This window comes from Mucilaginibacter sp. CSA2-8R (assembly GCF_038806765.1).
Taxonomy (GTDB): Bacteria; Bacteroidota; Bacteroidia; order Sphingobacteriales; family Sphingobacteriaceae; genus Mucilaginibacter.
The window spans coordinates 2,277,747-2,293,326 of the sequence record NZ_CP152389.1 but is presented as its reverse complement, the minus strand read 5'-3'; the positions used below and the strand labels follow the sequence as shown (position 1 = coordinate 2,293,326).

General features: G+C 45.5%; 8 protein-coding genes. All 8 read right to left on the bottom strand.

The features are described from left to right. Positions 1–83: 83 nt before the first annotated feature. The 8 genes from AAGR14_RS09620 to AAGR14_RS09585 all read right to left on the bottom strand — a co-directional run bounded on the left by AAGR14_RS09620 (position 84) and on the right by AAGR14_RS09585 (position 15,578). Complete coding sequence (locus tag AAGR14_RS09620; protein WP_342648375.1) at positions 84–773, bottom strand: DUF3826 domain-containing protein; 690 nt, start codon at positions 771–773, stop codon at positions 84–86. 28 nt (positions 774–801) lie between these two features. After that, on the bottom strand, positions 802–2,421 hold the full coding sequence (locus AAGR14_RS09615) for a fucose isomerase (protein WP_342648374.1): 1,620 nt from the start codon (positions 2,419–2,421) through the stop codon (positions 802–804). Between the two features lie 474 nt (positions 2,422–2,895). Beyond that, positions 2,896–3,840 carry a dihydrodipicolinate synthase family protein gene (locus AAGR14_RS09610; RefSeq protein ID WP_342648373.1) on the bottom strand — a complete coding sequence of 315 codons (945 nt, stop codon included), beginning with the start codon at positions 3,838–3,840 and terminating at the stop codon, positions 2,896–2,898. A gap of 23 nt (positions 3,841–3,863) precedes the next feature. Further along, positions 3,864–5,447 carry a sodium:solute symporter gene (locus AAGR14_RS09605; RefSeq protein ID WP_342648372.1) on the bottom strand — a complete coding sequence of 528 codons (1,584 nt, stop codon included), beginning with the start codon at positions 5,445–5,447 and terminating at the stop codon, positions 3,864–3,866. Positions 5,448–5,588: 141 nt separating this feature from the next. Next, the gene (galB, locus tag AAGR14_RS09600; RefSeq protein WP_342648371.1) at positions 5,589–7,997 is read right to left on the bottom strand and encodes a beta-galactosidase GalB; all 2,409 of its coding nucleotides are present in this window, start codon (positions 7,995–7,997) and stop codon (positions 5,589–5,591) included. A gap of 63 nt (positions 7,998–8,060) precedes the next feature. Continuing rightward, positions 8,061–9,197, bottom strand: a complete 1,137-nt coding sequence (locus tag AAGR14_RS09595; RefSeq protein ID WP_342648370.1) for a glycosylase — start codon at positions 9,195–9,197, stop codon at positions 8,061–8,063. A gap of 62 nt (positions 9,198–9,259) precedes the next feature. After that, positions 9,260–12,004, bottom strand: a complete 2,745-nt coding sequence (locus tag AAGR14_RS09590) for a family 78 glycoside hydrolase catalytic domain (protein WP_342648369.1) — start codon at positions 12,002–12,004, stop codon at positions 9,260–9,262. 19 nt (positions 12,005–12,023) lie between these two features. Continuing rightward, positions 12,024–15,578 carry a malectin domain-containing carbohydrate-binding protein gene (locus AAGR14_RS09585; RefSeq protein WP_342648368.1) on the bottom strand — a complete coding sequence of 1,185 codons (3,555 nt, stop codon included), beginning with the start codon at positions 15,576–15,578 and terminating at the stop codon, positions 12,024–12,026. Positions 15,579–15,580: the final 2 nt, after the last annotated feature.

Genomic DNA, 15,580 nt, shown 5'->3' with positions numbered 1-15,580 from the left:
TGTTACAGTTTCATACTTTTCGGTTTTAGGTGGGTAGTTGGTTTCAAAATGCTGGCAGCCTTCAAATGCCGGCACTTATATTATTAGTTTTGTTGTTTTGCGTTTTTTTCGTCTTTGATGCGTGCCATCCAGGCGGCTTCTTCTTTTTTCATGTCGATGCCGGCTTGTGACAGGTAATTATTGATGCGCCCTTTGTATTTACCAAACCAGGCATGCTTTTTCTCCGACGATTCTGCATCCATCGAATGCTCACGAGCTTCAACTAACCAAGCCATAATCTGCGTTTTCTGCGCTTCGGTTAAATTAGGCAGCATGGCCTGGTAAGCGGTGTAAGTAACGTTGAGTACATTATAAGTCATGCCGTCTTTTACCTGGTCAATTTGAGCCGGGGTCAAACCTGCTTTAGCCAGTCTTTTTAAATATTGCGGGTGCAGCTTATCAACTTTGGCAGTTACCTCTTCATCAACTGCTTTAATTTTGGCATTAGCCGCTTCTTTGTCGGCGTTTACTTCGCTTTTAATCACCGACTTTTTATTGTCGCGTAGTACATAGATGTCGTTTAAGTCCTGATACTGTTTGGTAACAACATCAGTTACTTTATTAGCCTGTGTGGAATCGGGCAGGTTAAGACCTTTTACAATTTTGGCCGCACGGGCATATACCGTTTTGCGATAGGCCATTTCTTTTTCTACTGCCGAGGCATTATCCTGCGCCCAAACAGATACCGATTGAAACAGCAACGCTGCAAAAAGGCAATACACTAATCTTTTCATCAATAATTATAATTAAAACGGTTTAATACTATAATTTAACGTCGCCGCAGAAATGCACTTTCAAGCCTAATTCTTGCAAAGCAGCCGCCTTAACACGACAAGCTTTATGCGCCAAGTCTTCGTTTGTAGCGTACACCACCTGTATGTGATTGGCCTGGTGACGGCCCATCATCTGGTTTTGGGTTACGCCCTTTAAAGTGGCATTCATAATGGGCCACTGCGGGGTGGTTAAATCCCAGCGGCGTTGTGTTTCTTCATTAGGTAGCAGCACAGACTCCCCTACGCCTAAGTCGCAGTGCAATTCGTTATTCATCACGTAAACACGGCTCCACACCAAATGGCCTGGTTTGCTGATGCCTTTTAGGCTGCCGCCGCCCAAACGGAAATACATGGCGGGCTGGCGCTCGCTCGAGGCACCCTCGTACCCGCCAATAAAGTGAGCCGGAGGCGCGGCACCCGAAATCAGGAATACCCAAACAAAATCATTGATACCGTTGCCTTCAAAATGCTCGCCCCAGCGGATATCGTGTAGCGTGGTTTCGCCCGGCATGCCTAACTGTTTCCACAAATGGTAAGTTACCAAAGCATCAATACCGGCACATTCGTCTACCTCATTAAAATGCGGTAAGGCATCACCAGCATAAAGTTCTTTACCGTTGGCAGCGTAAACCGGCGGCCGGTCCTGGTTATTTAGTAAACCTTCAACCAAATCACTGGCCGGGGTTAAATCTTTTAATCCTTGCTGGTATTGGATACCGATGGTGTCACAACCAAAATCATCAGCTATGCGGGTTGCCGCAATGTACATTTTGCATTGCTCCAGTGTTTGTGCTTCGGTTAGTTCGGTTTCGGGCTGGCTGCCCCAATCAAACTTCATCCCTTTCTGCAGTAACCAGTCTAACACTTTCCGTGCTTCTTCATCAGTTACCAGCTGCATGGCTGCATAAAGCGATGACTGGCTTAAACGCTCTTTGAATATACCGGTGGCGTGTAATAAATCATCAGGGATGATGGCGTTAAACATGCCCATACATCCTTCATCAAACACGCCCATAATGGCTTTATCGTGTTTTAGCTTGCGGCCAAACTCGCGGCCTAATTTCTCATCGTCGGCAGGCAAGCTTACCTGATCAAAGCTTTGCACGTGCGACTGGTCATGATTTACCGAGCCACCTTGCAGCCATTCTTGCAGTTTTTGTGTAAAAAACTCGTCGGTGAAGTTTTCGCTCCATAAAGTGCTGTATTTAACACCAGCTTTGGTTAACGATCCATTTAAGTTTAGCATACCTACCAAACCTGGCCAGGTACCGTCCCAGTTGGCAACGGTTAAAATTGGCCCTTTATGGGTAGTTAAACCAGCCAATACGTGATGAGTATACTGCCAAACGCTTTCCGCAACGATGATGGGCTGCTCAGGGTTAAGATTTCGGAACACCTCGATACCCATTTTTTGAGAATCAATAAAGCCATGCTGTTTGGTTTCGTCATAAGGATGGGCACGTTTAACGGTCCACCCTTGTTTGGATAAAGCGGTCGTTAACTGCTCTTCCATAGCCTGCTGTGCTGCCCAGCAGTTTTGATTGGCCGACAATCTTAAATCGCCGCTGGCCACTAATAATACTTGATTGCTGTAGTCTGTTTCTGACATAGTAAATAAGCGAAATGCAGCAACAGTTACTTAACACAGACCGATAAAATTTTGACCGAAATTAGCAGCAAAACAATACCCAAAAACAAAGTTTAAACGGTACGTATATAGTAAGCAACTAAAAATGGAATAACAATGTATGGTTTGCCTTGGTAAACTGGTTAGCTACACAAATATGAATTATGAATATAAATTATTTTTGCAGTTTTTTATCAATTTACTGTACAATGTTATCATTAGAAGAATTGACAACCTAAATGACTTTGAAAAACGCTGCTAAGTTCTAAGTGTCATAAAAACACTTAATAACCTTACTGAAAGCATGAATTTTACGAATTTCACATGAAGGCAATCGGCACTAGAATAGATATTTTTAATAGAATGGGTTTGCAAATAAGAATTTGACAAGACAAATCAGTACAAAAATTTGTCAGTTATTTAAGTATTGATGGTGATGAAAGCTGGTGTAAAATCTTACACCAAGCTGCCTATAGATAATTGCAGTTGCAGATTTGAGTAGTCATCATACAACTTATTTACTTTGCTTTTTACCTCAGCAGAAAAATTTCCAACAGCCCGACGGGTGAATGTAGAGAGATTTAATCCGCGTTTTTGAAGGTAGAATTTAGCAACAATCGGATACACATCGTGCATTACATCCATGTTATCTACAAAAAATTGCTGCACTTGGTTAACTTCGGCAGTTAACGAGGAGTTGTTGTAATTATCGCACAGCCAAACCACTAACTCCGGAAAGTAATTGCCCTGGATGCATGACAATCCCGCTGAACCGACCTTTAATGACTCTACCGCATGAACCATGTAAGCATCGTACAAACCGAATGAATATCCTTCGGTAGCTTTAAGTTTAGCTTTGATTTGCTCAATATCCAGGCAAGTATCCTTGTGATAGATTACACGACCGGTTGCTACAAACTGATACAACTGCTCTGCAGACAGCACTCGTTTATAAGGCACCGGGCACTCGTAAAAGCCTAATGGCACTTGCTCGGTTTGATTAATCAAGTCAAAAACACGGTCATTAAACACGGCATCACTGTCGTTGCTCTCTGCCAGCAAGCCAGTGATTGCAATTACAGCCTGAACGCCGCAATCATACACTCTATTTACAAATTGTGCCTGGTAGCCAATAGGGCCGCCAAAGGTACCGGTAGCCACTACAGGCACTACCCCGTTGGTTACTTTTACCACATGCTCGATAATCTGGATGCGCTCGGCTTCTGTCAGTTCAAACATCTCGCTCGACAGGCAGTTGGCAAAAAGGCCAGCGGCACCGGCTTGCAGGTAGAACTCGGTAAGGGATGTCAGGGCATCAAAATCAATAGCGCCATTATCTTTAAATGGTGTTAACATTACCGGAATAAAGCCTTTTTTATCAGTCTGGGTTTGCGTATTCATGAGTGGTATATAAGCAGATATGATTATTTATTTAATGGGATAGCCGAAGCTGCTATGGATTTTTGACGCAACCTGGTGACGATTATGCCGGTTAAGAAAATGGTAAGCGTTCCGATAACAATCACCATGTTTTGATGTAAGGTATTGCGTATCCAGCCATAATTTTCGGGCAATAGCGGCGAAAGTGTCATCCAGATAATTACGAGGATACCCACGGTGATGGCAATGATGGCTTCGTGGTTGCGCGTTTGCTTGCTGATGATGCCTAACAAGAATAAGCCCAGCATTCCGCCTGCAAATATGCCTGAAAGCTGCCACCAAATGTCAAGCACGCTTTTAACACCAATCATGGCTATGCCGGCAATAATACCCGCCACGCCGGCAACAATGGTGGCCATGTGCAGCAGGTTCATGGTTTGTTTATCGGTAATGTCAGGTTTAAAATAACGCTTGTAAATATCTTCAGAGAACACTGTTGCCGATGCATTCATCCCCGAGCTGATGGTGCTCATGGCGGCTGATAAAATGGCTGATACAATGAGACCTACCAAGCCTGCCGGAATTTTAGTAACCATAAAATTTGGCATCACCTTGTCGCCGTAATCTTCGGGCTTCAATGCCGCTGCAACACGAGCGATTTCAGTTGCCGAAGCGCCCGGCGATAAGCGTTCAACGGCTACCTGGTGGCGCAAAATCTCGGTTAGCTCGGGATGAACTTGGTAGTAAGCATAAAGGCTTGAACCAATTACACAAAACAGCAATGATACCGGCACGTATAACACTACGCAAAGCCAGATGGATTTAACGGCTTGTTGTGATGATGACGCTGTATGGTAACGCTGCACATAGTTTTGGTCCATACCAAAATTATTGAGATTAATAAAGAAACCGTACAGTAAGACGACCCAAAATGTAGAATGCTTAAGATCGGGCAGATAGCTGCCCAGGCTGAACTTATTATCCTGATGACCGATATCTACTATCTTACTCACGCCTCCCGGCATATTGGTGATGATAATATATAAAATCAGTAAGGCACCGAAGGTTTTGATAATGCCCTGCACAACTTCAGTCCATATTACCGCCTCAATACCACCCAGTACAGTGTAGATAATGATACAAATGCCCATGGCAAGGATGATGAATTTCATGCTGTAACCGGTAAGCGCCTGCAAACTAAGCGCAATACCGAAAAAGATAGAACCCATGCGGGCTAACTGCGTAAGTAAAAAACAAATTACTGCGTAGGTACGCGCCCAGGCACCAAAACGGTGCTCTAAATGCGTATAGGCAGATACCTCGCCGGTGTGCCGATAAAACGGAACGAAATATTTAGCTGCCGCCCAGGCAGCCAAAGGCATAGAAATGCTAAACACAAACGCATTCCAGTTAGTGCCAAATGACTTACCCGGAACACCCAAAAAAGTGTTACTGCTTAAAAACGTGGCATAAATGGATATGCCCAATGCCCAACCTGGTATACTGCCGGAAGCCTTGGTGAACTGCTCGGTGCTTTTATTGCGGCGCGAAAAATAGAAACCAACCAGCAGCATTGCCAGTAAATACACAGCAATAACGGCAAGGTCGAGCGTTGGCAAGCTTCTCATTTAACAGATTTTTGTAAGAGTTATAATTGGCACCTTTAACTCAACGGTCAAAGGCATTTCACAAATCTATCAGCTTAGCCGGCAATTCTTTTATGATATTTTTTCCTTGTCTTATATTATTTTATCCTAATTGGGATAATATTAGTATTTAACCCTGATAATTATTGTTGCTGGCTTTAAGCCATCGGCTGTTGCATTTACAGTAATTGTTCCCGGCGTTTTACCGGCCTGCACAATAGCCAGGCACAAACCATGAAATGCTTTTCGTTGTGGTTCTTTAAACGACTCCATACTGCTTTGCGAACCGTTATCAACACCGGCTAAAGTGCCTTTGCCTTTGATGTTAAAATTGATCAGGTTATCGGCATTGGGTACAACATTACCGCTTTTGTCGAGCACGCGAACGGTTATAAAAGACAAATCAGATCCGTCTCTTTTTAAAAGCTTGCGGTCGGCAATTAACTCAATACGGTCGGGCTCTGCTGCGGTTGATACTTCTTTGGTTAATACAATTTTGCCGTTCAACCGCGAAACAGCTTTTAACGTACCTGCCTCAAAGGGCACTTTCCAAACTACATGCAAATCATCGCCCTGCTTTTTTTGGATGCCTAATGAGCGGCCGTTCAGGTAAAGTTCAACCTCGTCGGCATTGTTGTAGTATGCCCAAACATCTATGGTTTTACCCGGCTGCCAGTTCCAGTGCGGCAACAGATGCAGTACCGGCTTGCTGGTCCACTCGCTCTGATACATGTAGTAACTGTCTTTAGGAAAGCCAGCCAAATCCACAATGCCGAAATACGAGCTGCGCGCCGGCCATGGGTACGGGGAAGGCTCTCCTAAATAATCGAACCCAGTCCATACAAACAAGCCCGACAAATAATCATACTTTTTGATGACTTTCCAGGTTTCTTCGTGAGTGGAGCCCCAGTAAGCGGCAACATTATCATAAGCCGTGATAGCAAATTCGCTGTTGCCCTGGGTAAATTTAGCTTTTGAGCTGGTTGGCCAGTGTCGGGTACTGTCGGTCGGCGTATCGTAAAATCCCCGGGTAGCGTAAGCCGACATAGTTTCGGTAGCTACAAACTTTTGGTTGGGATAATTTTTCGGAAAGTCAGCGTAACTTTCATGATGATAATTAAGCCCTACCAAATCCAGAGCGCCCGACTGATAAATAAAATTCTTTTTGGGGTCGGACTCGCTCAGGGCCGAGGTAACCGGGCGGGTTTTGTCCAGGCTTTTTACAATGTTTACCAACTCGTGGGTAATGGTTATGCCGGTACTGTCAAACTGCTCACGTATCTCGTTACCAATGCTCCACATAATCACTGATGGGTGGTTTCGGTCGCGCTTTACCTGATCCTCCAGATCGCGTTTATGCCACTCCAGGAAGTATTGATAATAATCTTGCTTATTCTTTTTCTTGCGCCACATATCAAAGGCTTCATCCAGCACTAAAAACCCCATGCGGTCGCATAAGTCTAAAAACTCCGGTGCGGGCGGGTTATGCGATGTACGGATGGCATTGCAGCCCATATCACGCAATATCTCCAATTGGCGCTCCATGGCACGTACATTTACTGCAGCACCCAAAGCCCCAAAATCGTGGTGCATACAAACGCCTTTTATTTTCATGGCCTCACCATTAAGTGAGAAGCCTTTAGCGGCATCAAAATTAAAGCTGCGGATGCCAATGTAGGTTTGATATTTATCTAACACGGTGTTACCCGACATTACCTGTAATACCACTTTATACAAATTGGGCTGATCTACAGACCACAGCCTCGGCTGACCGACGATAATGTTTTGCGCTATATTTTGCAAGGTGTCGGCACCTTCAATAGTTGTTGAAAAAGAATTGATAAGTTGCTTATTGGGGCCGTAAACCGCGGCCCTGAGCCGCAGGTTTGGCTGGTGTACCGCTACCTGCGTTTGCATACGTATGATAGCGTTAGAGTTGTTGACTTGAGTGGTAACAAAGGTACCCCACTGCGGAATGTATGACTTTGCCGTTGTTGTTAACCAAACATTACGGTAAATACCCGAACCAGTATACCAGCGCGAATTAGGCTGAGCCGAGTTGTCGACCTTAACCGCAATAGTATTGGCCTGGCTACCAAAGTGCAGATAAGGCGTTAAATCGTATTGAAAAGATATATAACCGTTAGGCCGCTTACCTAAATAATGCCCGTTTATCCACACCTCGCTATTGCAGTAAACACCGTCAAAATCAATAAAAACGTTTTTGCTTTGCGATGATGCCGGAACGATGAAGGTTTTACGGTACCAGCCAATACCGGCAGGCAAACCACCCTCGTTTTGGCCGGTGTTATTTTTTTCGCTGAAAGCGCCTTCAATACTCCAGTCGTGCGGTAAGCTTAAGGGTCGCCACTGGTTATCATTGTAAACTTCCTCTTTTGCAGCTGCTTCGTCTCCTAAATAAAACTTCCAGCCGCCGTTAAAGCTTTCTACTTTACGCCCTATGCTTTGCGCACTTACAGCCCCGGCTAATAAACAAAAAACAACAAGTATAATATATCCTTTAAAACGCATAACAATTAACTTAAACCCATACCCTCTGCCACATAAGCAAACCGGCATTTTAGCGCCGCAAACTTAGTTCTTTTTTGCTTTGGGTGGTGGCGGCGCTACAAAGCTCACTTTGCTTTTGCCCATATCTTTTGAAGTAGCCACCGCAATGCCGCGCTGGTCGGCTTTGTTTACGGCGCAATAAAAATGATAGACAACGCCCTTGTATTTAATAACGCACGATTTATGGGCAAACATATTATCATACGGTTCTGACGACTGAATCAGGTCCTCCCCTTTCCATTCGGTCCAGTTGGCCAAATCGTATGAGCAGGCAAAGCGGTTAAAGGCGCCGCCCTTATCTTTCCAGAAAGCACCAAAGTAGAACATCACCCATACATCACCCATTTTTTGCAGGTAAGGGTCGCCGGTAATGCCAATGTTGTGGTTGAGTATGGGATTTTTTTCGGCACGTTTCCAGTTTACCATATCATCAGAAAAAGCCATACCGATACGCTCGGCACCACGCTTTTTATTCAGGCTGTCGCCGTTCGCATTATAGTACATGATGAAAGGGTGCCCCAGGCTTTTGGCTTTATCCCAAATAACGGTTTCTTTGTACAGGGTATGATTATCCCACCACTGCACGTTAGGGTCGGTAGCCATTAAAACAGGCTTGCCCAAACGCTGCCATTCGTGAGCAACCGAAGGGTCTTTGTCGGTAAAGGCCATGCTGATGGAAAGCAAACCTTTTTCATACCCGCGGTCGTGCCCGCCAAAGTACGACATCCAGTATTTGTTCTGATACTTTTGCAACTCGTAACTGCCTCCCCATTTGGTATCCTGAAGGGCCGGGTAGCCAGCTTTTTGGCTGCTGTCCCAATTGGTAGAATCGCTAAAAGACATGATGCGGCCTAACTGTTTCCAGTTCAGTAAATCTTTACTGTTGGCCAGCCAGGTTTCGTAACCCTGGCCATTAAAAATGAGGTAGGTCATGTACCATTGATTATTTTTACGGAACACCGTAGGGCAATCCATTTTCTTGCTGTTGTCTTCGGGCGTTAACACCATGCCGTATTTGTAAGGAGTTTTAACTTCCTCATAAACTTTCTGCATCACGTCATCCGCAACCTCTTTTTTAGCGTTTTGTGCCCATGCAGTGGTAGCAGTAATAATGAAAGCTGCGGCCAGCAACTGGCTTTTTATTGCCCTGAAATATTTCATGCTTATATCTGAATATCGTTGTTGAGTTCTAATTTTTTGGAATCGATTTTGAAGGTATTCATTTAGTTTACCGTGAAGTGGTATTTGCCTGATCCTACCTTAAGCATCGCTTTACCGTTGTTAATTGCAGCAAGTACCGCTTTGCCATTGACAGACAATTTTGCTGCTTTGCTTGCGGGTAAATAAACCACCGCATCGGTATTGGCTGGTATTTCAACATCCAACGTAAACCTTGCCCCTTCGCGCTGCCACTTACTGCGGATGGTGCCGTAAGGTGTTTCAGTTTTGGCTTCGGCAAGATTGATATCGCCCACCGGTTCGGGACGAATTTCGATATGGCGGAAAGCTACGCTATTGGGCATTTGACGGATGCCGGCCAAACCAGTATAAAACCACTCCACTAAATGTCCCAGCATCAGGTGGTTATTTGATACGCCGGGCAGCGCCTGCCACGACTCGGTGAGGGCCGTGGCGCCTTTAGCCAACTGGTAGCCGTAACCGGGTACGTCCGAACGGTTGTTCATCGCATAAATTACGTCCGAACGGCCTTCGTCGTCCAGCACGCGCAGCAGATAGCGATAACCAATATCACCGGCGGTTAAGCTGTTGTTGCGGTTACGTAAATCCTGCACAATATTTTCCACAACTGCAGCTTTAAATTGCGGCTCAACCAAACCACAAAAAACGGCCATTGCATTAGCCGTTTGGCTGCCAGTGCCGTACTGTTTGGTTTGCGGATTGAAAAAGCTGTTATTGAATGATTGCTTTACCTCTGACGCCAATTTTTGATATCGGGCCGCGTCGGTGGGTTTGCCTAACAACCGGGCAACCTTTTCGGCAATCTGCAAATCATAATAATAAACAGCCGTAGCCGTGATGCCTTTGGGTGTATTTTGAGAAAGGCCCGGCGCTTTCGGGCCGATATCATACCAATCGCCCAAGCCTTGTGTAAGAATACCCTTGTCCGCTTTGACTGCAAGGTAGCTTAAGTAGCGTTGCATCGTTGCGTAATTATCTGCCAAAACCTGCTTATCACCATACCATTGATATACATACCAGGGCAAAATAACCGCATTACTCCCCCACTCGGGTGAGTCGCGGAATGGCTCTGTAAATTGGGTAAACTCTGGTGCAATTTCGGGAATCAAACCTTCCGGTGTTTGCGCTACCTGCATATCGTTAATGCACTTACGGCTTAGATTGGCAATATCGTAGATGTACTGCATGGAACCACCCACCAAGTGTGCCTCTTCCAACCAGCCCAGTTTTTCGCGATGAGGGCAGTCAGTAAACACGCTGGCCATATTGCTTTTAATGGCCCAATCAATTAAGCTGTACGTTTTATTGAAAAGCTCGTTATCACACGAAAAACTGCCTGTTGCTCCGGCTGCGTTACGCGTATGCAACCTTTTAACAGCTATCAAAACCGGCAGACTTTGTTTATTATCTTTACCCAGCGGTACAGCGCCCTCTACCTGTAAATACCGGAATCCGTAATAAGTAAAACGTGGCTGCCACGTTTCTTCGCCGTCGCCTTTTAATACGTAGCTATAATAATGAGGCCCACCTGAACCACCCTGATTAACCGAACCGTCAGCAGCTTTTACCAATTCAGAAGGCATAATTTTAACCGTATCGCCTTTTTTACCTTTAAAGGTAATTTGTGGGATGCCCGAGGCATTTTGACCTAAATCAAACATCCATTTGTTATTGCCCAAATCGCTTACCTTTTGCGTCGCAAACTGGTCGAATATTTTTAGCGGCTCGGCCAGTTGTGCATTCAAAATCGGCGAACCGTCTACTGTTACTACCTTCTTCCAGGCTTTATCATCAAAGCCTGTCGTGTTCCATCCATTTTGTTCCAGGTTGGCGTTGTAATCTTCGCCTCCGTAAATACTTGTGAAAGTGGTGGGCGATGGCGATGTTTTCCAGCTTTCGTCGCTTACTACGTTTTCAACCGTTCCGTCTGCGTATTCGGTAACCAACCGGCATATCATTTTAGGGAAACCATAAGCACCGGTAAGTTTGCGATAACGCTTGTCGCGCGGGATGAAGTAAAAGCCGTTACCCAGCATAACGCCGATAGCGTTATTACCCTGCTGAATATTTTGCGTAACGTTAAAAGGAACATACAAGGCCTGCTTATCATAAGCTGTCCATCCAGGGTCTAAAAAGTGGTCGCTAATTTTTTTGCCATTGATGCTCAATTCAAAATGGCCAAGACCACAGATGTATAATGTTGACTTTTTAACCGGCTTTTTGACGGCAAAGGTTTTACGCATCAGTGGCAATACATCGTTTAAGGTACCTAACTTTTTAGGTCCTCGTCCGTGCAATAGCGGCACAATTCGCGAAGAGTCCGGCAGCTTTTCGTAAGCAATCCATTGGGCACCTTTCCAATCCTGAGCAGTTGAAAGACCCATTTGCCACGTTTGCGGCTGGCTCCAACCGGTTACATGGTGCTGGTTGTCCCAAACCATCACCTTCCAATAATAAGTTTTTGCACTTTGCAAGGGCTTACCCCGGTAAGGAATTTGAATAGATGCGAATGAGTTTACCTTTTTAGAATCCCAAACGTTACCTGAGTTTTTTTGTAACACAGTTAGGTTATCGGCTACCAATATATGATAAGCTGTTTGCTTGATGTTTAATCTGTTGCTCTGCAGCTGCCAGCTCAGTTTGGGTGACTGCGTTTCTATACCTTGCGGATTAAGTTTATACTCACACTTTAAAGCGCCCACCTGCAAACTTTGCGCTAAGCTGTGTAAGGGCAATAAAATAAGAAACAGGTAAAACTTCTTCATCATGGGTTTACAAAAGTCTTGGTTACTGCATTTCAATACTGGCTATACTTAAGCCCTCGGCAGCAGGCGCTGTAATTACAACACGGTAATTACCGGCATTAACACTGGTACCGGTGGTTGTCGCTACCGTACCCGACTTACCCTTTTGCACGGGTTTGAACGACAGTTGCTCGGTTTTCATCACCGTACCGTCGGCCGCCAGCAGTTGCATATTTGCGGTAAAAGGTTGGCTGGTAAAATTGTAATACTTAATGCGCAAGGCATATAAGTCGGCCACGCCTGGGCTAATGCTAAATACGGCCGTACTCTGACTGCTACCGAAATGGATAACTTTACGCCCGCTTAGGGTATCTGTTTTAGCGCCACCTTGTGCCAAAGCATCATCGGCCTTGTAAGTAACCGTCTTTCTTAAATCGGTGGCAGGTTCAAGCGTGTTAGCTGGTAATACGATTGCAAGATACATCAGGGAACCTTTGTTTTCTTTCAAACTTACCTGCTCCCCTTGCCTATAACGCTTACGGTAAAGCGGCATATCGTGCCCGGCTTGTGCACTTAGCTGTAAGCTCAAACCGGTCACTTCAAAATCTTTTAGCCAGTTGGGTCTTTCCGCGGCGGACGCATCCATGGCAATATACACGTCACCATCTTGTGCCATGTTAAACTGACTTGCACCTGTGCTTTTGGGATCATTAGCTGTTTGAATCCATTCCGCTCCGTATAAAGATGATGGCAACTTATTAAAAGTGGTTTTACTATCATCAGCGTAAGCCTGATCGCCAATATCCAACCAAGTCTTAGCTTTGACTGTCTTAGAAGCGGTGATATTATTGATAATACCTGACGATGATGGCGCTACGATTGAATTGCCTTTAGATGAACTAATGGCAATAGCCGAAACGATGGCCTGGCCCGAATAAACCTCCGGGAAGGAAATATTTAAACTACCGCCCTTTACAGTTGCGGTAATTACTTTTTTAAGCCCGATGTTGTAACCCGCTTCTTTCCAAATGTCAAGTCTCGAAATGAAAGTTTTGCCATTAATCGCTACGTCAAATTGCCGCCAGCCGCTGCAATCCATGCCGCCCCCGGTGCCATACCATGGCTCATTAAAATACAGCTCAATTTGGTAAGTACCATCAGCAACCGGGAAATGGTACTGCAGCTTTTCTATCCCGTATCGGTAGGTTTGCAACAGCTTGCCATCGGAGGTATTACACACTGCATCAAACGTACGTTGCTGACTCGCGAAAAACGCCGGAATGCCCTTGTAATCGTCGGTCCATGATGTTGAACCCCAGCTATTGGATTTAGTTCGATGCACATCTGCCCGCCATACGTTGCCATGCGAATCGGTGTATTCCGGTCCGCCGCAATTAACCCGATAAAGGTATTTTTGACCGGTAGCCGGTTTGAACAGGTCGCGCTGGTTGCTAAATAATTGCTGATAATTTGGCGATTGAGGCAGGTTATTTAAAACAATATAATCCTGCGCCACCGGCTTACCATTTACATAACCTACGGCATACAGTACGTTATATTTAATATCGACCTTATCCCACTGAAAATGCGTGCCTATCCCTCTACTTTTCTGGCGACCTAATGAAGCCGACTTTACATCGTTGAATAACTCCACCTCATCGCAATTGGAATAAACGGTAATGCTATCCTTTACCCCCGGCGATACCCAGCGGTTTGGCCAAGTATGCGATACGATGTATGCCATCGGCTCCCGGTGCTTGTCGGCATAGTTGGCCCTAAACATATAAAACACATCCAGCGGTTGCCCCCAGGGTGTAAATAAACCTTTGTAGTTGATGGGGCCTACGCGGTCTAACTCGCGGTAACCCTCGCCGCCTTGTATACGGCCCGGGTTTTCGTGCGAGTACAGCAACCAGTGATATTGTCCGGCCACTTTGTTTTTAGCAGCTTCGGCTAACCGCACTTTGGTTTCCATCAGTTGCGTCATGCGGTCTTCGCTCACGGGGCCGTTGGCTACAAAGGGGCCTTCCGTATGCAGCTCGAGGCTACGCCAGGCACCATATTCGCCTACCAGTATTTGTTTTTTTAAATCATCGGCGTAGGTCAAAGGGTTGCCACCATACGTGCCGGTCCAGTTTTGTGGTACGTCCCAGTCGGTACCTTTACCACCATTACAGGTAGTTACCGGCCGCTGGATAGAAGCCGTTGGGTCGAGCTTTCTGATTAACTCCGTGCATTCGCGGGCAAAATCTTCCGGCAGTTTACTTTCGTTTTCTAAACCCCACATCGTTACCGACGGACTGTTGCGCCGTTCCTTAATCCATTCGACAATAAGCTTTTTATAATTTTCTCTGAACTGCGGTGTGTTATACCAGATATGTGCCGAAAACTGAGGCCACCACAATAACCCCAACTTATCCCAGTATTGCTGATATTCTAAATTATGAGGCTGGTGAGCATCCCGGAAAGCATTAAAGCCAGCAGCACGTACCTGCATTACCCGTGCCTTAATTTCCTGACTGGTAAAGGCATGACTGCGGCCCATTAAGTGTTCATATTCGCCGATGCCATTGATGAAAACCGGCTTACCGTTCAAATAAAAACGACCATCACCGTTTTTGGAAGTAAGCGGCCATTTTATCCAACGAATGCCGTACGGCGTATTTATTTCATCAATAGCTTTACCGTTTTGAAAAATACGCGTTTGCAAGCGGTACAGATAAGGGTTTTGTAATGACCATAAATGTACCGAACCAAGTAAATTAAATTTTTGAGGTATGGTCGCCGTTGTTGCTTGGCCGAGCTGTCTGCTGGCGGTAGCACTGACTATTGTTTTACCCTGCGCATCCAACAGTTTACTTTCTACAACGATATTCGCGGCCTTACTGCTGTAATTTTTAATTTCTGTTTCCAGGTTAATGTTAGCTGATTTCTCAGAGACCGTCGTGTCATTCCATAGATGAACACCGAATGGCTCTACCCTTACTTGGCTGACAGCCATTAAATGGACGGGCCTGAAAATCCCCATCGGCTGCGAACCTTCCGAGAAACCCACCTCGTCAGAACAACCTCCGCAAACCCAGGGTAAATCCTGAATGTTGGCCGGATGGTCGGCCCGAACGGCCAGCACATTTGCTTTGTTAGTACGAACGGCATCAGTAACATCCAAAGTAAAAGAAGTGCGACCACCGGCATGATAGCCTACTTTTTTACCGTTTAACCAAACCGTAGCATATGAGCTCACCCCTTCGAACCATAAAAAATAGCGCTGCCCGGCTGGCAATGGTTTGGCAGTAAACATTTTGCGGTACCAGGCATACCCATGGCGGTTGCCATGTTTCAAACGGCGGTACCCTTCGTAAATATCCCAATTATGCGGGACAGTAACATTCTTCCAGCTGTTATCGTTGTAGGCAGGCTGCTCAAAACCGGTGTACTGATTTGGCTGGTCATGCGCTATGGAGTGCCAACCGTTATTGAGTAAAACATCCTGACGGATTTGTGCAAAGCCGATAGTTGCTGAAAGCATCAGCATAGTCTGCAAAAGCGTCAAAATAAAAAAGCCTGAAACAGGTTTAAACCGGTAAGTAACGTTCATGC